This window comes from Sphingopyxis sp. 2PD (assembly GCF_005503695.1).
In the GTDB taxonomy this organism is placed as follows: domain Bacteria; phylum Pseudomonadota; class Alphaproteobacteria; order Sphingomonadales; family Sphingomonadaceae; genus Sphingopyxis.
Genome location: NZ_SCMU01000017.1, coordinates 1 through 20007 on the forward strand (window position 1 = coordinate 1; position 20007 = coordinate 20007).

The following is a 20007-nucleotide window of genomic DNA, read 5'->3' on the forward strand; positions in this document are numbered from 1 at the left end:
GTCCCCCTCCCCCAACGGGGGAGGGGGACCACCCGAAGGGTGGTGGAGGGGCACAGGAGGTTACCGCAGCCTCAATCGAATGTGCTGACTTTTCCGAAGACCGAGCCGTGGAGCACGACTTCGGCGGCAAGGCAAACCGATGGTGCCCCTCCACCAGCTTCGCTGGTCCCCCTCCCCGTTCCGGGGAGGATCGCTCCGGCATCTCCCCACCCCAAAGTAGCCGAGCTCCTCGTCATGCCGGACTTGATCCGGGATCCATGACTCCAGCGCCGCGGTGGATCCCGGATCAAGTTCGGGATGACGAAGGGGTGGGCGATGGTTATGGTGTCCAATGTGGAGGCTCCGATGACCAAACACCGCATCTTTTCGATCAGCGTCGCGAGCGTCTATCCGCATTATATTGCCAAGGCGGAGAAGAAGGGGCGGACGAAGGCCGAGGTCGACGAGATTATTCGCTGGCTGACGGGGTATAGCCAGAAAGCGCTGGAGAGCGAACTGGCGAAGGGGACGAACTTCGAGGATTTCTTTGCGCGGGCGCCGCGGCTGAACCCGGCTCGAGAGCTAATCACCGGGGTGATTTGCGGGATCCGCGTCGAGGCGATCGAAGACCCGCTGATGCGCGAGCTGCGCTATCTCGACAAGCTGATCGACGAATTGGCGCGGGGGAAGGCGATGGAGAAAATCCTGCGCGGGTAGCGGCTTTGATCTGTGCTGTTCCCGGTGCCGCCAGCCGATCCGCAACATGTCGATTTCGTTCAGCTGGCGCAGGACAGTATCGCGGCGGCGCGGCGTCGCCGCGAGCATGATGCCGAAGCCGCCTATCTGGTCGCGCTGGGCGTCATGCAGCAGTTTCACGCGCCGTCCTAGCCTCCTCGTCCGCCACGATTTCACCCGACAGCCACCCCCGGAACCGCGCCATCGCGTCGCTTTCGGGGCGCGATATCAGGCGAGTGAGCCAATAGCGGCCCGCGTCGATGGTGGCGGCGAACGGTTGGACCAGAATCTCCGCGGCGAGCTCGCGGGTGAACATGGCGGGCGGGGCGAGGGCGATGCCCTGGCCGGCGGCGGCGGCGGTCGCCATCAGCGCGCTGCTGTCGAACATCGGGCCGCGCAGCAGCGGCGCGACTAGCCCGATGCTGGTAAACCAGCGCGCCCATTCGTCGCTGCGGTACGAACGCAGCAGGCGTTCGGGGATGAGGTCGGCGGGCGATTGCAGCCGCGCCGCGACGGCGGGGGCGCAGAGCGGTGCGAGCGGGGCGGAGAGCAGGGGCTCGGCGTGGGTGGCGTGCCAGGCGCCATCGCCGAAGCGGATCGCGAAATCGAGCGCCTCGCCCGCGAGATCGACGCGGTTGTTGTTGGTCGCGATGCGCAGATCGATCGACGGATGCGCGCGCGCGAAGGCATCGAGGCGTGGGAGCAGCCAGCCGGTGGCAAAGGTGCCGACGACCCCGACCTTGAGCACCTCGCGAAACCGCCCGTCCGCATATTGATCGAGCGTCGCGGCGACGCGATCGAAGGCGTCGGCGACGACGGGGACGAGCGCCTGCCCCTCGTCGGTGAGCGCGAGGCCGCGCGGCAGGCGGTGGAACAGGCGGGTGCCGAGGCGGCGTTCGAGCTGCGCCACCTGATGGCTCACCGCGCCCTGGCTGACGCAAAGCTCGATCGCGGCGCGGGTGAAGTTGAGGTGGCGCGCGGCGGCATCGAAGGCGCGCAGGGCGTTCAAGGGGAGCTGGGCGCGGTCCATAGCCTACTATCAATTATTCTCATGGCTTTGTCGAGAATTCATGCTTTGTCGGGCGCGCGCGCGCTTGGCATCCTGACTGCGAAGGGAGACGATGATGTTTGAAGCAATCAGCCTGTTGGCCTGGCTCGCCGCGGCGAGCGGGGCGCCGGTTCCGGCGGTCGATCCGCTGACCCAGCCGATCGTCACGTCGCGCTCGGCAGAGTGGCTGGCGCCCGCGAAGCCGGAGAAAATTCTGGGGAACAGCTATCTGGTCGGGTTCGGCGGGATGAGCGTCGTGCTGATCGACACCGGCGCCGGGCTGGTGCTGGTCGATGGCGCGCTGCCGCAGGCGGCGCCGGCAATCCTGGCGAACGTCCGCGCGTTGGGGTTCGACCCCAAAGACATCAAATTTATTCTGAGCACCGAGCCGCATTTCGACCATGCGGGCGGGATCGCGGCGCTGGCGCGCGACACCGGCGCGACGGTTGTGGCGAGCGCGCGCGGCGCCGAGGGGTTGCGGTCGGGGCGGCACGCCGCCGACGATCCGCAGCTCGCCTATGGCGGCAGATGGCCCGCGGTCACGACGCCGATGCGCGTGATGGCGGACGGCGAGGTGCTGCGGCTGGGCAAGACCGCGATCACCGCGCATGCGACCCCGGGGCATACGATGGGCAGCATGAGCTGGAGCTGGCAGGCGTGCGCCGATGAAGGTGGGGCGGAGGCGTGCAAGGAGATCGTCTTTGCGTCGAGCCTGAACCCGGTGTCGGCGGACGATTACAAGTTCAGCAGCGCGGCGGGGGCGCCTTTCGTCGCGGCCTTTGCGCAAAGCTGGCGCACGGTCGAAGCGCTGAAATGCGACATATTGATCGCGGCGCATCCCGACAATGCGGGCGAGGGGCGGTATAACGCCAGTCCCGGCGCGTGTCGGAGCTATGCTGATCGGTCGCGTCAGGCGCTCACGAAGCGGTTGGCGGCGGAGAAGGGGGAGTAGATGGGTTTCAATCCTCCCTGTGGCGAAGCCATGGGGAGGGGGACCGCTTGCGAAGCAAGTGGTGGAGGGGCTTTGCGACGGTAGCGCTACCGCCCCTCCGTCAGCGCTTCGCGCTGCCCCCTCCCCATGGCTTCGCCACAGGGAGGATTTTGGCGTTATTTATCCACCACCAGACAGGCTTGCCCGCTCTTGCTGAGCGCGGCGCAGAAATTGTTGGCTTCACCCTTGTTGGCAAAGCCGCCGGTCTGGAGGCGGGTGACCTTGCCCGTCTTCAGATAGATCGGCTGGCGCGCGGCGACGGCAGGATGTTTCTTGCCGAGCGATGCCCAGAGATTGCGGGCGTTGGCCTCGACACCAAAGGCGCCGAGCTGGGCGCGCCAGGGGCTGTTGCCGCCGGTGGGGCGCGCTGGGGTCGGGGTTTCGCGAACCGCGATCGGCGCGTTGTTTGCCGGTTTCGGCTTGGGCGCGGCCGCCGCGGGCGGCTGCTTTTCGCTGGCGGGCGGCGGGGCATAGGTCGTGCCGGGCTTGCCCTTGGCCGCATCGGCAGCGGCCGTCGCTTCGACGGCGGCGATCGTGGCGGCTTGCGCGGCGGGTGTCGGCATCGTGGTGGCGTGGGGAAGCGGTTGCTGTTTCTCTGGCGGCACACGCGGCGGTAAGGCGAGCACCGGCGGCGGCGTATAGCTGGCGCCGGGAACCGAGGCGGGGAGGCTCGCGGTCTTGATCGGTGAGGGCGGGGCGGCGCTGGACGCGGGCGCCGGCGTCGAAGCGGTCACCGCGGCGAGTCGCGCGCGCGCTTCACTTTTTTCGATCTCGGGCAGCATCGCGAGGCCGCGCTGGCGCTGTTCGAGCGGGATCAGGCTGTCGAGCTGCGCGAGCCGTGCCGAGGCGATGCCGAGCCCGGCGTCGCTGGCGCGCTTGGTCAGCGCATAGGCGCGGGCCAGATCGCGCGGCGCCAGGTCGCCGTTGAAATGGGCGGTGCCAAGGACATATTGGGCGCGGGGTTCGCCGCGCTCGGCCGAGCGGGTGATGAAGGGCATGGCTTCGTCGCGGCGGTTCGCGGTGAACAGGACGAGGCCGAGATTATCCTCGGCCTGCAGATGCCCCTGTTTGGCGGCGCGGCGATACCAGGCCTCGGCCTGCGCCAGATCGGTGGGAACGCCGCGGCCGAGCTTGTACGCCTGGCCGAGATTGAACTGCGCATCGGCATCGCCCGCGAGCGCAGCAGGACGCCATTCGGCGACGGCACCCTGATAGTCGCCGCGCTGCCACGCATCGACGCCGTCCTTGACATCGGCATGGGCGGGTGCGGCGAGCATCGACGCCGCGAGCAGCGGCAGCGCCAGCGAGACGGCGGTGCGGAAGTGAGGCATCTTGTTCTCCAATGACTGGCATTGCTGCAGTCCCCGACGGCTTTTTAGGGTGGAATGGCTAACAGCGCGTTAGCAACCCGCAGCTTGTGCCATATTTGGTCCATTTCGGGACAGGTTGATGTTGAACGCTTGTTAACCATGATCGCGAGCGGGCCGTTCACCTTCTTTTTATCATCGTTAACTCAATTTTAGCGCCCCGCATGGCATTCCACCGCCAATTACTGGTTTTTCAGGGGGACAGCTGTGCGCGTTTTGGCATTGGCTTCACAAAAAGGCGGGTCGGGAAAGACGACCCTGTCGGGGCATCTCGCGGTACAGGCGCAGCTGGCGGGCGCGGGCCCGGTTGTCCTGATCGACATCGATCCGCAGGGCTCGCTCGCCGACTGGTGGAACGAGCGCGAGACCGACCTTCCGGCCTTTGCGCAGACCACCGTCGCGCGGCTGGCATCCGACCTGGAAATCCTGCGTCAGCAAGGGTTTAAACTCGCGGTCATCGACACGCCGCCGGCGATCACCATGGCGATCCAGAGCGTGATTTCGGTCGCCGAACTGATCGTCGTGCCGACGCGGCCCTCGCCGCATGACCTGCGCGCCGTCGGCGCCACCGTCGATCTTTGCGAACGCGCCGGCAAGCCGCTGGTGTTCGTCGTCAACGCCGCGACTCCGAAAGCGAAAATCACCAGCGAGGCCGCGGTCGCGCTGTCGCAGCATGGCACCGTGGCGCCGGTCACGCTGCACCACCGCACCGATTATGCGGCGTCGATGATCGACGGCCGCACGGTGATGGAGGTCGATCCCAATGGCCGCTCGGCCGAAGAGATCCGCCAGCTGTGGACCTATATGAATGATCGGCTGGAAAAGAATTTCCGCCGTACCGTGTTTGCCGCGCCGACCCCGACGCAGGGCAATTATGGCGCAGTCCGCCCGATGGGCGGTGGCTTTGGCCGCCGCATCGCTGGCCAGTGACGGGAGGGATGGGAACCATGGGCGAACCGAAACCCCTCGCATCGCTGAGCGCCGGATTGCTGGCCCGCAAGGGTGGCGCACGGCCCGCCATGCGCCGTCAGCCGCTGGGCAGCGGCCCTGCACCGGTCAACGCCGTCGGCTATGACGATCTTGGCTGGAACGACATGGGCTATGACGTCGACCCCGATCAGTCGGGCGAACCGGCGCGGATGCTCGATCTGAAGCCGCTGCTCACCGGGTCGGTGCTGGCCCATAATGCCGAAGCCGAACATGCGGTCGACGACAGCGTCGGCCACGAACTGACCGATGCGATCGCTGAGGATTATGCTGCGGCAGATCATGGTGCCGAGGCTTTCGAGCCGGAAGTGCATGAAGTGCCCGAAATCGTTCGCCAGCAGGAATCGCTGATCGACCGCGTCGCCGCCGTGGCGCGCAAGGTCGAGGCGCGGCCCGAGCCGAAAGCGAAGAAGGAAAAGGCGCCGCGTGCCTTGCGGGCCCGCGAAAAGGCGGCGTTCACGCTGCGGCTCGATGCCGAACGGCATCTCAGGCTGCGGTTGGCGAGCGCGGTGACCAACCGGTCGTCGCAGGTGATCCTGACCGATCTGCTCGACGAATATCTGGCGTCGCTGCCCGAAATCGACGCGATGGCAAGCCGCCTGCCGGCGGCGCGCCCGACGCGCCAGACGATGCCGCGCTGAACCAATCAAGAGGGGACCGAGTCATGAACCGCAAGATGCTGATGAACCTCGCCATGTCGGGCTTTGTCCTGAGCGTTGCGACCGGATGCAGCGGGATGGGGGCGATGGCCGAAGCGCCGTCGCGCGCCGCGGGCAAGCCCGCGCTCGCCGTCAAATCGGCGACGCAGGCGCGCGCTGCACTGGAAGCCGGGAAGGTCAGCAAGGCGGTCGGCCTGGCCGAAGCCGCGGTGGCGGGAAGCCCGCGCGACGCGAGCTATCGTGCGCTGCTGGGGCAGGCCTATTTGAACGACGGTCGCTTTGCGTCGGCGACGGCGGCGCTCACCGAAGCGATGGAACTGGGCGCGACCGACAGCAATACGATCATCGCGCTGACGCTGGCGCATATCGCGCAGGGCAAGGGCGCCGAGGCGATCACGCTGCTCCAGGCGCATCGCGACACCGTACCCGCATCGGACATCGGACTGGCGCTGGCGCTGGCCGGGGATAGCGAAGGCGCGATTTACGTGCTGACCGACGCGGCGCGCGCGCCCGACGCAAGCGCGCGGACGCGGCAGAATCTGGCGCTGGCCTTTGCTCTGTCGGGGCGCTGGGCGCAGGCGCAGATTTTGGCATCGCAGGACCTGTCGCCCGCCAAGCTGGAAGCGCGGATGGCCGAATGGTCGAAGCTTGCCGAAACGCCGAACGCGCAGCTGCGCGTCGCGAGCCTGATCGGTACCAAGGCGCAGAGCGACACCGGGATGCCGGTTCGTCTGGCGCTGAGCAATTTTGCCGACACCCAGATGGCCGCCGCCGAGGCGCCTGTCGAACTGGCGAGCGCCGATCCGGCGCCAGTCGCCGCCTATGCGCCGCCGCCGCCGGTGCTGGCGGACGCGAGCAGCGCGATCCGCAGCGTCGAATTGCCGATGCCCGAACGCACCGCCGATGGCGTGGTGCCGGTCACCGAATTGCCGCAGCCGAAGCCCGCGAGCGAAGTCATCATGGCCGACGCCGCTCCTTACCGCGCCGCGCCGCGCGTCGCGGGCGAGGGACGCATTCGCCCCGCGCAGCAACAGGCGCTGGAACTGGCGACCGTGCTGATCCCGAAGGCCATCGCGTTCAACGCGCAAAAGCCGTCGGGCTGGGCGGTGCAGCTGGGTGCCTATGACAGCCTGGGGATCGCCAAGGAAAAATGGGGCGGGCTGAAAAAGCGCAATGGCGTGCTGGCTAATTTCCCGGCATCGAGCCACGCGGCGACGGTGAACGGGCGCACCTTCTATCGCCTGACCGTCAACGGCCTGGCGACCCGCGCCGATGCGAACAATCTGTGCCGAGAGCTGAAGGCGAAGGGCCAGACCTGCTTCGTCCGCGCGATGGGCGGCAGCGAAAGCATCCAGTGGGCGGCGAAATCCAGCCCGATGCGGCTTGCTTCGCGATGATTTAAGTTTCCCAGCCTGTCGGCGGGATCGATGGAAAAGGGGCGGGGCCGAGAGGCTGCGCCCCTTTTCTGTTGGGGCTCACGACGGGATGGGGAGGGGCGTGGCGGCGTGGTGATGGGTACGAGCAGCGGGTTTGCCTGATCCTCCCTGTGGCGAAGCCATGGGGAGGTGGCAGCGCAAAGCGCTGACGGAGGGGCGATGGCGCTAACGTAGCGGCCCCTTCACCACGCCCTTCGGGCGCGGTCCCGCTGGCGCTACGCGCCGTCTGCAACTCCCCCATGGCTCCCCCACAGGGAGGATTGGCGCGGATTGCGTCGCGGTGCTGTATTGCGCGGCCTTCGTCATTCCCCTGAACGCGGTAGCAGCCCTAGTTATAGATGCACCCGTCCAGCCCACCACGGCGGACCTGGCCGATCCGCCGCTGGATCGTGTTGCCGTAGCGGCGCGTAAAGCCCGATGGGCTGACCGCTTCGCGTTTCTTGGGGAGCGGCAGGATTGCGGCGATGCGGGCGGCTTCGGCGGGGGTCAGCTTGCCCGCGCCATGCTTGAAATAGCGCTGTGCGCCGGCTTCGACGCCATAGGTACCGATGCCGGTCTCGGCGACGTTCAGATAGACTTCCATGATCCGCCGCTTGCCCCAGATATTTTCGATCAGGAAGGTGAACCATACTTCGGGCACCTTGCGGACATAGCGGGTCCAGCCGCTGCCCTGCCACAGGAAGACATTTTTCGCGGTCTGCTGGCTGATCGTCGATCCGCCGCGCATCCGCTTGCCCTTGGCGTTGCGTTCGATCGCCTGTTCGATCGCTTCGGTATCGAAGCCGTTGTGCGAGCAGAATTTGCCGTCCTCCGCGGCGATCACCGCGCGGACCATGTTGCGGTCGATGGCGGACAGGCTGGTCCAGTCCTTGGTGATGCCGTTGCTGTCGGCGAGCATCGTGAAGGTCACCGGCGGCGGCACGACCGCATAGAGCAGCACCCACAGCACCGAAATCGCAATGAACCACAACAGCCATTTGAACGGTCGCAGGTACCAGGGGAGATTGCGGCGCTTCGGGCGTTTTTTGGCGGCGGTCGTCATGCCGTTTTCATAGCCGCTTGCCGATGGTCGGCAAGCGGCTGATTGACATGATGCCTTTTCAGGGCGCCTTGGGCCGCTCGCCGCGCTTGCCAATCGGCGCCGCGTCGAACGCGATCACCGCATTGGCGGGCGGCAGGCCGTCGATGGCGCGTGCGGCGACTGGTTGCCAGGCCTTCCGGTCGTTGAAGTCGGCGATGTCGGCGTAGCGTCCGACGATCCGCCCGGCGCCAAAGCGATAGGGCAGGCCTTCGCCGTCGAGCGGCGCGACGCGGTCGGCGATATGGAAATGGAGATGCGGGCGGGTGACATGCCCCGACGATCCGACGCGTCCGATCACCTGTCCGCGCCGCACCCGCGTGCCGACCCTGATCCCGATGCCGGGCGCCAGATGCTGGTAAAAGGCGTAGCGGCCATCGGGCAGGCGCAGCACGATCATCGCCCCGGTTTCATCCTCGACGCTGGCGGGTGCGCTGGAGGCAGCGACCTCCTTGACCGTCACTACCTCGGCGTCGGCCACCGCGAGCACGTCGGCGCCCGATCCGTCAGCGGCGACGTCGGTGCCGGTCGAACCGGGATCAAAGCCCGCCGCGGGCATCCAGTCGATCGCGTGCCGCCCCGGCAGGCGCACCCGCCCGCTGACCGCATAGGGAAAGCGGCGATTGCCTTTGTCGACATCGGGCAGCGCGACCGCGGTCCATGGCCCCCCGCGCAGCGGGGCGCCCAGCGCCGCGGCAAAGGCGCGCGTCGGGGTGAATTCGCCGCCGGCGATCGTGACGCGGGCGCCCGGACCGCTGGCGCGGATCGGGGTCAGGCTGATCCGGTGAACGAGCGCCTTGGCATCGCCGCCCGCCCACGCGATCGACAGGTAAAAGATCGCGCGGCCGCCCGGCGCGATTTCGGTCGCGCCGCCCGGCTCCGCGCCGATCCGGCGCATCGGTCCGGCCGGGTCGATCCGGGCGACGCAGGCGCCATGCGCCGCCGGGCAAATGTCGATGGCGTCGATCGCGAGCGGCTGCGCGGCGAAATTGGTCGCGTGCAGTTCATAGACCAGCCGGTCCACCCCATCGATCCGCGCGATCGACGGCACATAGGGGACCTCGAGATGGAGCGACTGAAAGGGACGCACCGCCGCAGGCTCGGCAATCGGTGCGGGGGTGGGGGCGGCAAGGGCGATCAGCAGGGCAAAGATCATCGGCAGGGCTCCAGTCAGGAAATGGGCCTGCGCTTTGGCGCCGAGAGGCACCCGCAATCGAGCGCCGATCTGTAGGCGGGATTATGGCACCGGTTCGGCGGGCGGCGATCGCGGCGCCAGCAGCATCGCCAGATTGGCGCGGTAGCGGCGGCTCAGCCGCAACTCGGCGCCGTTCGTCAGCCGGACATGGGCATCGCCGCGCCCGATCGGCGCAATTTCGCGCACCCGGTCGATCCGGATCAGCGCACCGCGATGGATGCGCGCAAACTGGGCGGCGGGCAGCCGCTCGGCCAGCGAGGTGAGCGACTGTTCGATCAGATGGGCGCCGTGCGCACTGTGGATTTCGGCATAATCGCCCGCAGCGCCGATCCAGTCGATGCTGTCAAAGCGAAGGCGGCGGACGGTGCCGCGATTGCGGACGACCAGCGCATCGTCGTCGGTCGTCGGGGACGATGCGGCGCGCGCCGCCTGTCGCCGCGGCCAGCGCAGCCAGCCGATCGTCAGGCCGACGAGCGCCAGATAGAGGAGGCCGCTCGTATCGAGGTTGCGCACGAACATGACCGACGTCATCTCCCAACGCGTCGCGGCCGCTCCGCCGCGATAGACCGGCCAATAGATCAGCGCGAACAGCAGGACATGCGCGCCGACCACCACCGGCCACAGCGACAGATAGGCGATGATGCGGAGCGACAGGCGGCGTATGCGGCGCTCGATCGCGATCACCGCGCCGACGATCGGCCAGCTCAGCAGCGCCCAGATCGAATAGATCGCCGCCGTATAGCCGAAGGTCGTCCACCAAGGTTGCGGGGTGCCGCGATAGGCGGCAAGGAAATTGCCCTGCAACGCCTGCGCCAGCGCGACGAGCGCCCAGCCCGACAGAATGATCGCGCTCCACGCGCGCCGATTGTCGGACAGGAACAGCCGCCGCGCCCGCGGCTCAGGCGCTGACGAGGCGCCGGTCACCGGCGAGCTTCAGCATCGCCTTTTGCAGCTTTTCGAACGCGCGCACCTCGATCTGGCGGACGCGTTCACGGCTGACGTCGTACACCTGGCTCAGATCCTCGAGCGTCTTGGGATCGTCGGTCAGGCGGCGCTCGGTCAGGATATGGCGTTCGCGCTCGTTGAGCGTTTCCAGCGCTTCGCTGAGCAGCGAATGGCGCAGGTCGCGTTCCTGTGCCTCGGCGACGCGCTCGTCCTGAAGCGGGCCTTCGTCGCCGAGCAAGTCCTGCCACTGGCTGTCGCCATCCTCGCCCATCGGGACGTTCAGCGAGGTGTCGCCGCCCATCGCCATGCGGCGGTTCATGCTGGTGACCTCTTCCTCGGTCACGCCAAGGTCGGTCGCAATCTTGGCCAGATGTTCGGGCGACAGGTCGCCATCCTCGAACGCTTCCAGATTGTTCTTCATCCGGCGGAGGTTGAAGAACAGCTTTTTCTGCGCCGCGGTGGTGCCCATTTTGACGAGGCTCCACGACCGCAGGATGAATTCCTGGATCGAGGCGCGAATCCACCACATCGCATAGGTCGCGAGGCGGAAGCCGCGTTCGGGGTCGAATTTCTTCACCCCCTGCATCAGTCCGATATTGCCTTCGCTGATCAGCTCGCTGACCGGCAGGCCATAACCGCGATAGCCCATCGCGATCTTGGCCACGAGGCGCAGATGGCTGGTGACGAGCTGCGCCGCAGCTTCGTTGTCGCCATGCTCCTGAAACCGCTTTGCGAGCATATATTCCTGCTCGGGGGTCAGCAGAGGGAATTTGCGAATTTCGGCCAGATAGCGGTTCAGGCTGGCTTCGCCGCCGAGCGCTGGCACCGTCGCCGGAACATTGCTTTTAGCCATTGGAGAGCGTCTTCCCTTTTATATCTTGAGTCAGAATATGCCGCGGTTGGTTCCGGCGGTCAAAATAGATTTTCATTCGAAACCTAAACGCGCAATTCATCGATCAGTTCCCGCATGTCCGCTGGGAGTTCGCTGTCGAGCGCGATCCTGTTACCGGTCACCGGATGAATAAAGCCCAAATGGGCCGCGTGCAATGCCTGCCGCGCGAAATTCCGCGCTTTCAGAACCTCCGACAGCGGCTTTTTGGCGCGTCCATAGACCGGGTCGCCGAGCAGCGGATGGCCGATATGCATCATGTGGACGCGAACCTGATGGGTTCGGCCGGTTTCCAGCCGGCATTCGACCAACGTCGCGCCCGCCAGCGGTTCGACGGTGCGATAATGGGTCACCGCCCGCTTGCCGCGCCCTTCGCCGACGACCGCCATTTTCTTGCGATTGGTGGACGAGCGCCCGAGTTCGGCGTCGACCGTGCCGTTCGCGGGCATCGGACGCCCCGTCGCGATCGCGATATAGCGGCGGTCGATACTGTGCGCGGCGAACTGCTTCGCAAGCCCTTCGTGCGCGCGGTCATGCTTGGCGGCGACGATCAGCCCGCTGGTGTCCTTGTCGATGCGGTGGACGATGCCGGGCCGCGCGACGCCGCCGATCCCCGACAGCTGGCCCGCGCAATGATGGAGCAGCGCGTTGACCATTGTCCCGTCGAGATTGCCCGCGGCGGGGTGGACGACCATGCCCGCGGGCTTGTCGACGACGATCAGATGCTCGTCCTCGAACGCGATCACCAGCCCCATATCCTGCGCGATATTGTGCGCCGGGGCGGCTGCGGGAACGCGCACTTCGAGCGTGGCGGAGGCCGCGGCCTTTGCTGCGGGATCCCACAGGATCGTGCCGCTGCCATTGGTGACGCGGCCACCCTTGATCAGGCTTTTGACCCGCTCGCGCGACAGGCTGGGCAGCGCCTCGGCCAGCGCGCGGTCGAGGCGCAGTCCTGCCGCGCTGTCCGCCAGTGCCACGGTCAAAATATCATCATCCCCCTGCATTGATCAGGATGTGGAAATTGGCGGCGCAATTTCAAGAGGAGGGGGCTTCGCTGCCACGTCAACGCACCATAACGTCATCCCGGCCTAAGCCGGGATGACAAACTATAGGGATCGTTCTTGCTCTGAACCGGCTCGGTGTCCTAGGGAGCATGCGCGCGCCGCTGATGTCTGGCTTGCGGGGAGTTAACCAATTCATGTCCGACGACCGCGTCGATTTTGCCTCCATGCTGGCCTCGCGCCTGTGCCACGACCTTTTGAGCCCGGTCGGCGCGTTCGCCAACGGGCTCGAACTGCTCGCCGACGAAAAAGACCCGGCGATGCGCGAACGCTGTTTCGAACTGCTCGAACAGAGCGCGCGGACGTCGGCGAACAAGCTGAAATTCTTTCGTCTCGCCTTCGGCTCGGCGGGCGGCTTTGGCGAGCTTGTCCCGGCGGACGAGGCCAAATCGGCGATTCAAGGGATTATCGGCGATCGCGCGATCGACCTCAACTGGATGATCGGGACCGAGCCGCTGCCCAAACCGGCGGTAAAGATCATCCTCAACCTGTCGCTGCTCCTCGTCGACGCGCTGGTGCGCGGCGGCCGGCTCGACGTCGGCTGCGAAAAGCAGGGGGAGGGCATCGAAATTGCCCTGCACGTCGAGGCCGAGCGCATCTTCCTCGACGCCGATGTCGAACGCATCCTGGCCGAAGGCGAGGGCGCAAGCCCGATGACCTCGCGCACCGCGCCCGCGGTGCTGGTGCAGGCGGTCGCGCGGCAGAGCGGCGGCACCGTCATGCTAGCCCGCGAAACGCCGACGTCGCTGCTGGTCGGCGCGGTGCTGCGCGGGCGCGGGTAAAGCCTCGCAGCAAGACGGGTATTTGCCTGCCCGAAAAACTACGCTGCGATCAGGCTGCGAACGGCCAGTTCGGTGCCGTGTTCGCGAGCCTTTGCCAGTTCGTAGCGGGCCTGCATCCGCATTAGCGTTTCGGCCTTCACCCCGAAGGCGTTTTCGAACCGGATCGCCATCTCGGCGGTCAGCGCATAGCGACCGTTGAGCAAGCCGCTGATCGCTTGGCGGCTGACCCCAAACGCCTCGGCCAGATCGTTGATCTTGACGCCGTGCGCCTCGACGATTTCGGTCTTCAGCCATTCCCCGGCATGGATCGCGAACGACGGGTGAACCTTGATAGCCATCAGTGATAATCCTCTAAATCCAGATCGATGATCGCATCCTGATCGTCGATCGCGAATGTCATGCGCCAATTGCGCGTCACGGTCATCGCCCAGGTTCCGGCGCGGTCCCCGGTCAGGGGATGAAAGCCGTAGTTGGGCGGCGTCGCAAGTTCGTCCAGCGTGTCCGCGGCGATGATGAAGTTCAGCATCTTGAACAACCGGTCGGTCAAATCACCCGGCAAGCCCTTCGGCTTTCCGGTTTCGACGAACCGACGGAGCGCCTTGTGCCGGATGCTCCCAATCTCCATTCGTAAAGCAATGCCTTACATTTCGTCATTCGTCAAGCGATAATGTAATGCACCGCTTTACGTATGGCGGCGCCTGTCGCCAAGATTCGATCGGTCATCGCCGAAAGGGGGGAGAATATGCAAACCCTACATTAACCATTATCGGCCATGGTGCTGCTTCAGTTTCTGGGGCGCACCGGTACCGTGATAGACGATCTGCTGAACGATTTTTTGGCCGAAACGGCGGAAATCCTGTCCGAAGCGGGCGGGGCACTGGTGGCGTGGGAAGCCGATCCGGCCGACCGCGCGCAACTCGACGCCATTTTCCGGCTTGTCCACACGATCAAGGGCAGCTCGGGCTTTCTGTCCTTGCCGCGGGTCACCGCGCTGTCGCACGCCGCCGAAGATGCGCTCGATCAGGTCCGGCGCGGCAAGCGCGAGGCCAATTCGGCGCTGGTCACCGGGGTCCTTGGCATCGTCGACCGGCTGAACATCCTGTGCGCCGCTCTGGGCAAGGATGGCGTCGAACCGACCGGCGACGATAGCGATGTGATTGCGGCGCTCGGCGAGCAGGCGGCGTCGACCGAGACGCGGTACGAGGTTGCAGGCGTGCCGCTGCGCCGCGACGATGATTTTCAGGCCGAACTGCAAAGCTGGCGATCGATCCGGGTGCCGCTGCCGCTGCTCGACAGCGTGATGACGGGGGTCACCGACATCGTCCTCGCGCGCAACGAATTTGCCCGGATGCTGCGCGAATCGGGTGCCAGCGCGACGGTGATCGCGTCGTTCGACCGGCTGTCGGATTCGATCGCCGGGATGCGCCAGTCGGTCAGCCAGATGCGGATGCAGCGCATCGACAAGCTGTTTGCGCCGCTGCCGCGGATCGTCCGCGACCTGGCGCAGGACATGGGCAAGAAGATCGCGTTCCAGACCAGCGGCGGCGAAGTCGAGCTGGACCGCGAGATGATGGAAAATATCCGCGACCCGCTGATCCACATCGTCCGCAACGCGATCGACCATGGCATCGAAGCGCTGGAGGATCGCGTCGCGGCGGGCAAGGATATCACCGCGACCATTTCGGTGTCGGCGCGTCAGTCGGGCAACCAGATCGAAATCGAAATCCGCGACGACGGCCGCGGCATGTCGCCCGACGCGCTGGTCGCCAAGGCGATCGCGTCGCGCGCGATCACCGCCGCCGAGGCGCGCGCGCTGTCGCCCAAGGACAAGCTGGAACTGGTCTTTCGCCCCGGCTTTTCGACCGCGGCGAAAATTACCGAAGTGTCGGGGCGCGGCGTCGGCATGGACATCGTCAAGGCGAATGTCGAAAAGATCGGCGGCGTCGTCGAACTGCGCAACGATGAAGGGCGCGGCCTTTCGATCCTGCTCCGCGTGCCGATGACGCTGACCATCATTTCGGGGCTGATGGTGCGCGCGGCGGGCCAATATTTCGCGATCCCGCGCGGCGCGGTCCGCGAAATCCTGCTCGAAAATGGCGACACGGTGCGGATCGACCGCGTCGGGGGTGGCGAACTGGCGATGGTGCGCGGCGAACAATATCCGCTGTTGCGGCTGGAAACGGTGTTGGGACGTGCGGCGAGCGACGATGATGATATCGACGACCGGGCGCTGGTGATCGTGCGGCCGGGACAGGGGCAAAGCTATGCCCTGAGCGTCGCGGCTATCCACGATCATGAGGAACTGGTGATCAAGCCCGCCGCGCCGATGATCATGGCGACCGGGCTTTATGCCGGGACGACGTTGCCCGACAATGGCCGCCCCGTGTTGCTGCTCGACGTGCAGGGGCTGGTGGCGGCCGCGGCGATCGATGCAACCGAAGCCGGCCGCAATCATGATCAGATCGTTGCCGCCGAAGCGCAGGCCAATGCGGCGCGCAACGCGGCGCAGCTGCTGCTGTTCCGCGACACCAATGGCCGGGTCCGCGGCGTCCGCTTGTCGGTGATCGAGCGGGTCGAGGACGTGCCCGCATCGGCGCTGTTCGAAAGTGCGGGCCGGGTTCAGGCCCAGATCGGCGACGATATCTTCGCGGTTCATGCCGCAAAGCTCCCCGAGACGGAGGGCTCGCTCAAGCTGCTCCGCCTCTACGACGGTCATTCGGTGCTCTGTTATCCGATCGCCGAAGTCATCGACATCGTGCGCCTGCCCGATGCGGTTCAGCCGTCGGCGGCGCCGGGGCTGATCGCGGGCGTCGTGCTCGTCGGGGGCGATCCGGTCGAGCTGATCGATCCGTTCTGGCTGATGGCGCAATATGCGGCGGGCGCCGCCGCGCCGGTGCCGCACCAACCGCTTTGCCGCCTTGCTGACGACCATGACGGGTGGGGTGACAATTTCCTCGCGCCGATCCTGCGGAGTGCCGGTTATCGCGTGCTGTCGGGCAGCGAAGACGCCGACGAGGCGCCCGATGTGCTGCTGTGCCTGACCGAGGATGGTGCGTCCTGTACACATAGCGGCGAGGAAATTCCGGTGATCCGCCTGCGCAGCGCGATTGCTGCGACCGGGCCCGACGATGAAACCGTCTATCGCTATGACCGGCAGGCGTTGCTCGACGCCCTGGCGCGTCGCGTCGGGGGAGGCTGGGCATGATGGAAAAACTGTATCTGATCGCGCGCATCGCCGACACGCGCGTCGCGCTGCGCAGCCGCGCCATCAATTCGGTGGTCACCGTCGGGACGCCGGTCGAGGTACCGGGCGCGCCGCCGCATGTCGCAGGGCTGTTCGCGCTGCGCAGCCGCGTCTTTACGCTGATCGATCCGCATGTGGTCATCGGCCTGCCGCCGGTCCCCGTCGCACCCGGCCAGCGGGTGATCGTCGTCGATGTCGCCGATCATGGCTACGCCCTGCTCGCCGACGAGATCGAGGATGTCTGCTTCATCGACGCGCCCGAAACGCGGGTTGCGGGCAAGCTGCTGCCGGGTTGGGCGCGGGTGGCCGATGCGATGATCGAACATGAAGGCGCTTCGCTGCTGGTCGTCGATCCGTCGCATTTCATCACCCTGCCGGTGATGAAAGCCGCGTGAGTTAACGGGCTGGATACGCATTCACACTAGCATGACGTGAAATATGGGTGTTGCGGAGGAATGAATGTCTAAATCTTGCCTGGTTGTCGATGACAGTAAAGTCATTCGCAAGGTCGCGCGCCATATTCTTGAAAGCATGGCCTTTGCCGTGGAAGAAGCCGCCGACGGGCAGGAGGCGTTGACCTTTTGCCGCGCCAACCGCCCCGACGTGATCCTGCTCGACTGGAACATGCCGGTGATGAGCGGGATGGAGTTTCTGGGCGCGTTCAACGACCTGGATTATGGCCATGAGGAACGCCCCCGCGTCGTGTTCTGCACCACCGAAAACAGCATCGACCATATCCGCGCCGCGATCGAAGCGGGCGCGGACGAATATGTGATGAAGCCGTTCGATCGCGAAACGCTGGAAGGAAAATTGCAGCTCGTCGGCGTCGCGTAAGCCGATGTCGATGCCGCGTCCGGTCCCCCTGATCCCCGACCCGGAACCGTCGACGCGCACGGTCCGGGTCATGCTGGTCGACGACAGCCTGGTCGTCCGCAGCATCCTCGAGAGGATCGTCGATCATCATCCCGGGCTGGAAATTTGCGCGTCGGTTGCCTCGGCGCACGACGCACTGGCCTATCTGGCGCGCGAGCCCGTCGATGTCGTCGTGCTCGACATCGAAATGCCGGGGATGAGCGGGATCGACGCGCTGCCGCATATCCTGACCCGCGCCGCCAAGGCGCGCGTGCTCATCCTCTCGTCCAACTGCGTCGAAGGCGGTCCGGCGGCGATCGAGGCGTTGGCGCTCGGCGCCAGCGACACGCTGGCGAAACCCGGTCGCGGCAGTTTTTCGGGGCGCTTCGCCGAAGTGCTCACCGATCGCATCATGTCGCTGGGGAACCAGCAGGATTTCCCGGCACCGGTCCTGGTCGCCGAACGCCGCGCGCCTGCTCCGGTGGCGCTCGCCATCGACAGCGATCAGGCAATCGACTGTATCGCGGTTGCGGCATCGACGGGCGGCATCCCCGCCTTCACCAACTTCCTCGCCAACCTCGACCCGCGGATCACCGCGCCGATCCTGCTGACCCAGCATCTGCCCGATGCCTTCATGGAATTTTACGCCAAACAGATCGCGCTGATGACGACGCGCCAGGTGTGCGTGGCGCAGGCCGGGATGGTCGTCGAGCGCAACAATATCTATCTCGCGCCGGGCGATGCCCATCTGCTTGTCGTCGCCAACGGCCGCCGCCGCGAAATCGCGCTCGACCATCGCGTCGTCGACAACGGTTGCTGCCCCTCGGCCGACCCGATGCTCGATTCGGTGGCCGATATATATGGTAAGGGCGGGGTCGCGATCATCCTGAGCGGCATGGGCCGCGACGGCGCGATCGGGGCGGCGCGCCTGAAAGAGGTGGGGGGAACGATTTTTGCCCAAGCGCCCGAAAGCTGCGTCATCTGGGGTATGCCCGGCGCGGTGGCCAAGGCGGGGCTTGCCGCGGCGACGCTCAACCCCGACGCGATCGCCCTGATGCTGCGGAGCTTCAGGCCGGGGCCGCACAAGCCATGATGGGGGCCAGCGCCAGCGAGTCAGCCTATCGGGTGCTGATGGGGGTGCTGGAATCGCGGACCGGACAGACACTGTCGCCCAGCCGCATCTGGCGCATCGAAATGTCGCTGAAACCGGTTATGCAGCGCCATGGCATCGCCGACCTGGACGCGCTGGTCGCGGCGCTGGTGACCTCTAGCAGCCGCCAGCTGCTCGACGACACGGTCGATGCGATGCTGAACAATGAAACCTATTTCTACCGCGAATACAGCGTATTCGACGACATTGCTGTGAAAGTTCTCGAGCAGCTGCGCGAGATCAACAAGCTGAAGCGACGGCTGACGATCTGGCATTGCGGCGTGTCGACCGGGCAGGAAGCCTATTCGCTGGCGATGCTGATTGCCGAACAGGGCGAAAAATGGGCCGGCTGGCAGGTCGACATCGTCGGCACCGACGTCAGCTATCATGCGATCAGCCGCGCCCGCGTCGGGCTGTACAGCCAGTTCGAGATCCAGCGCGGGCTGCCGATCCAGCGCATGGTGCGCTGGTTTGACCAGACCGAAGGCGGCTGGCTCGCCAAGGCCGATCTGCGTCGCCGGATCGATTTTTCGGTGCAGAATATGCTGACCGACCGGCCACCGCTCGCCAGCGCCGCCGACCTGATCTTCTGCCGCAATCTGCTGCTCTATTTTTCGGCGCCGATGCGGCAAAAGGCGTTTGCGAAATTGCGCGCGATGGCGGCGCCGCAAAGCTTCCTGGTGCTTGGGGCGGGCGAAACCGTGCTGGGGCAGACCGACCAGTTCGTCGCGAGCCCGCGGCTGCGCGGACTATATGAACCCGCCGACCAGCAGGTGCGGCGCGCGGCGGCCGCCTGACCTTGCATTTTGTGCGCTAGTGGCGCAATCGACGCACTGGCAAGCACAGGACGGGCCGCGAACCGCATGAGCGATTTTATCGAACGCTGGTCTCCCAATTTCGACGAGCGTGCGCTGCCCATCTCGATGGTCGTGCTGCATTACACCGGCATGAAGAGCGGCCCCGAAGCGATTGATTGGCTTGCCAATCCTGAATCGAAAGTGTCGGCGCATTATGTCGTCAGCGAGGACGGCCAGATCACCCATATGGTGCCCGAGGAAAAGCGCGCCTGGCACGCCGGAAAATCGCATTGGCGCGGGATCAGCGACATTAATTCGGCCAGCGTGGGGATCGAGATCGTCAATCCGGGGCACGAATGGGGCTATGTGCCATTCCCAGACCCGCAGGTCGCGTCGGTCGTCCGCCTCGTGCATCTGATCAAGGATCGATACGCGATCACCCGCGGCAATGTCGTCGGCCATTCGGACATCGCGCCGACGCGCAAACAGGATCCGGGCGAGCTGTTTCCATGGGAAGAACTTGCTCGCCGCCGCCTCGCCCTGCCGCGGCCGCGCAAGAAACTGACCGACCCGCTGTGGACCGACGCCGGGTTCCTGCTCGCGCTCGAACGCTTCGGCTATGACGTGACCGACGGTTTTGCTGCAACGGTGGCGTTCCAGCGGCGCTTCCGCCCCGAACTGATCGACGGCACGATCGACGGCGAATGCCGCGCGATCCTGCTCGCGCTGCTGCTGCCGCAGCCCGAGGGGAATTGATCTTCGGAACGCGCGGCGCATTGCCGCGTCGGCCATTCAATGCGGATCGGATACCG

General features: G+C 66.0%; 22 protein-coding genes. 13 read left to right on the forward strand and 9 right to left on the reverse strand.

Annotated elements, in window-relative coordinates; all coding sequences use genetic code 11:
* Positions 1 to 345: 345 nt before the first annotated feature.
* Together FFS18_RS11945 and FFS18_RS17475 are read left to right on the forward strand one after the other, a co-directional pair.
* The gene (locus FFS18_RS11945) at positions 346 to 696 is read left to right on the forward strand and encodes a DUF2200 domain-containing protein (protein WP_137871012.1); all 351 of its coding nucleotides are present in this window, start codon (positions 346 to 348) and stop codon (positions 694 to 696) included.
* A gap of 12 nt (positions 697 to 708) precedes the next feature.
* On the forward strand, positions 709 to 867 hold the full coding sequence (locus tag FFS18_RS17475; protein WP_171005301.1) for a hypothetical protein: 159 nt from the start codon (positions 709 to 711) through the stop codon (positions 865 to 867).
* Here the strand turns inward: FFS18_RS17475 and FFS18_RS11950 are convergent.
* Complete coding sequence (locus FFS18_RS11950; RefSeq protein ID WP_137871013.1) at positions 839 to 1744, reverse strand: LysR family transcriptional regulator; 906 nt, start codon at positions 1742 to 1744, stop codon at positions 839 to 841. The two genes, FFS18_RS17475 and FFS18_RS11950, sit on opposite strands and share 29 nt — an antisense overlap.
* A 94-nt stretch (positions 1745 to 1838) precedes the next feature.
* Here FFS18_RS11950 and bla point away from each other — a divergent pair, with 94 nt between their 5' ends.
* Complete coding sequence (gene bla, locus FFS18_RS11955; protein ID WP_137871014.1) at positions 1839 to 2714, forward strand: subclass B3 metallo-beta-lactamase; 876 nt, start codon at positions 1839 to 1841, stop codon at positions 2712 to 2714.
* Positions 2715 to 2869: 155 nt separating this feature from the next.
* Here the strand turns inward: bla and FFS18_RS11960 are convergent, their stop codons facing one another.
* On the reverse strand, positions 2870 to 4084 hold the full coding sequence (locus tag FFS18_RS11960) for an SPOR domain-containing protein (protein WP_137871015.1): 1215 nt from the start codon (positions 4082 to 4084) through the stop codon (positions 2870 to 2872).
* Between the two features lie 243 nt (positions 4085 to 4327).
* Between FFS18_RS11960 and FFS18_RS11965 the strand changes: the two genes are divergently transcribed.
* The 3 genes from FFS18_RS11965 to FFS18_RS11975 are packed head-to-tail and all read left to right on the forward strand — an operon-like array spanning position 4328 to position 7163.
* A complete protein-coding gene (locus tag FFS18_RS11965) occupies positions 4328 to 5050 on the forward strand; it encodes an AAA family ATPase (RefSeq protein ID WP_120215849.1) in 723 nt (240 codons plus the stop codon).
* A 17-nt stretch (positions 5051 to 5067) separates the two neighbouring features.
* Positions 5068 to 5748, forward strand: coding sequence for a hypothetical protein (locus tag FFS18_RS11970; RefSeq protein ID WP_120215850.1), 681 nt, complete (start codon positions 5068 to 5070; stop codon positions 5746 to 5748).
* Positions 5749 to 5771: 23 nt separating this feature from the next.
* Positions 5772 to 7163 carry an SPOR domain-containing protein gene (locus FFS18_RS11975; protein ID WP_137871016.1) on the forward strand — a complete coding sequence of 464 codons (1392 nt, stop codon included), beginning with the start codon at positions 5772 to 5774 and terminating at the stop codon, positions 7161 to 7163.
* Between the two features lie 367 nt (positions 7164 to 7530).
* Here FFS18_RS11975 and mtgA read toward each other — a convergent pair whose 3' ends face one another.
* From mtgA to FFS18_RS12000, 5 genes are all read right to left on the reverse strand, one after another.
* The gene (mtgA, locus tag FFS18_RS11980; protein ID WP_137871017.1) at positions 7531 to 8244 is read right to left on the reverse strand and encodes a monofunctional biosynthetic peptidoglycan transglycosylase; all 714 of its coding nucleotides are present in this window, start codon (positions 8242 to 8244) and stop codon (positions 7531 to 7533) included.
* Positions 8245 to 8302: 58 nt separating this feature from the next.
* On the reverse strand, positions 8303 to 9436 hold the full coding sequence (locus FFS18_RS11985; RefSeq protein WP_137871018.1) for a M23 family metallopeptidase: 1134 nt from the start codon (positions 9434 to 9436) through the stop codon (positions 8303 to 8305).
* 81 nt (positions 9437 to 9517) lie between these two features.
* A complete protein-coding gene (locus tag FFS18_RS11990; protein ID WP_137871019.1) occupies positions 9518 to 10399 on the reverse strand; it encodes a LytR/AlgR family response regulator transcription factor in 882 nt (293 codons plus the stop codon).
* Complete coding sequence (gene rpoH / locus FFS18_RS11995) at positions 10374 to 11273, reverse strand: RNA polymerase sigma factor RpoH (RefSeq protein WP_120215855.1); 900 nt, start codon at positions 11271 to 11273, stop codon at positions 10374 to 10376. The genes FFS18_RS11990 and rpoH overlap by 26 nt, the downstream gene beginning before the upstream one ends.
* An 83-nt stretch (positions 11274 to 11356) precedes the next feature.
* Positions 11357 to 12313, reverse strand: coding sequence for an RluA family pseudouridine synthase (locus tag FFS18_RS12000; RefSeq protein WP_137871020.1), 957 nt, complete (start codon positions 12311 to 12313; stop codon positions 11357 to 11359).
* Between the two features lie 194 nt (positions 12314 to 12507).
* Between FFS18_RS12000 and FFS18_RS12005 the strand changes: the two genes are divergently transcribed.
* Positions 12508 to 13152, forward strand: coding sequence for a histidine phosphotransferase family protein (locus FFS18_RS12005; RefSeq protein WP_120215857.1), 645 nt, complete (start codon positions 12508 to 12510; stop codon positions 13150 to 13152).
* Between the two features lie 38 nt (positions 13153 to 13190).
* On the opposite strand, the gene FFS18_RS12010 is transcribed toward FFS18_RS12005, so the two are convergent.
* Together FFS18_RS12010 and FFS18_RS12015 are read right to left on the reverse strand one after the other, a co-directional pair.
* Positions 13191 to 13490 carry a HigA family addiction module antitoxin gene (locus tag FFS18_RS12010; RefSeq protein WP_137871021.1) on the reverse strand — a complete coding sequence of 100 codons (300 nt, stop codon included), beginning with the start codon at positions 13488 to 13490 and terminating at the stop codon, positions 13191 to 13193.
* Entirely contained in the window at positions 13490 to 13777 is a 288-nt protein-coding gene (locus FFS18_RS12015; RefSeq protein ID WP_137871022.1) for a type II toxin-antitoxin system RelE/ParE family toxin, read from the reverse strand. Before FFS18_RS12015 ends, FFS18_RS12010 begins: the two co-directional genes overlap by 1 nt.
* A gap of 147 nt (positions 13778 to 13924) precedes the next feature.
* On the opposite strand from FFS18_RS12015, the gene FFS18_RS12020 reads away from it, so the two are divergent.
* The 6 genes from FFS18_RS12020 (at position 13925) to FFS18_RS12045 (ending at position 19951) form a co-directional block, all read left to right on the forward strand.
* On the forward strand, positions 13925 to 16357 hold the full coding sequence (locus FFS18_RS12020; RefSeq protein ID WP_137871023.1) for a chemotaxis protein CheA: 2433 nt from the start codon (positions 13925 to 13927) through the stop codon (positions 16355 to 16357).
* Positions 16354 to 16791 (forward strand): chemotaxis protein CheW, encoded by a 438-nt coding sequence (locus tag FFS18_RS12025; RefSeq protein WP_120215861.1) that lies wholly within the window; start codon positions 16354 to 16356, stop codon positions 16789 to 16791. The genes FFS18_RS12020 and FFS18_RS12025 overlap by 4 nt, the downstream gene beginning before the upstream one ends.
* Positions 16792 to 16855: 64 nt before the next feature.
* Entirely contained in the window at positions 16856 to 17230 is a 375-nt protein-coding gene (locus FFS18_RS12030; RefSeq protein ID WP_120215862.1) for a response regulator, read from the forward strand.
* A gap of 10 nt (positions 17231 to 17240) precedes the next feature.
* Positions 17241 to 18341 (forward strand): chemotaxis protein CheB, encoded by a 1101-nt coding sequence (locus FFS18_RS12035; RefSeq protein ID WP_249340387.1) that lies wholly within the window; start codon positions 17241 to 17243, stop codon positions 18339 to 18341.
* On the forward strand, positions 18338 to 19195 hold the full coding sequence (locus FFS18_RS12040) for a CheR family methyltransferase (RefSeq protein ID WP_137871025.1): 858 nt from the start codon (positions 18338 to 18340) through the stop codon (positions 19193 to 19195). Before FFS18_RS12035 ends, FFS18_RS12040 begins: the two co-directional genes overlap by 4 nt.
* Positions 19196 to 19261: 66 nt before the next feature.
* Complete coding sequence (locus FFS18_RS12045; protein WP_120215865.1) at positions 19262 to 19951, forward strand: N-acetylmuramoyl-L-alanine amidase; 690 nt, start codon at positions 19262 to 19264, stop codon at positions 19949 to 19951.
* Positions 19952 to 20007 lie beyond the last annotated feature (56 nt).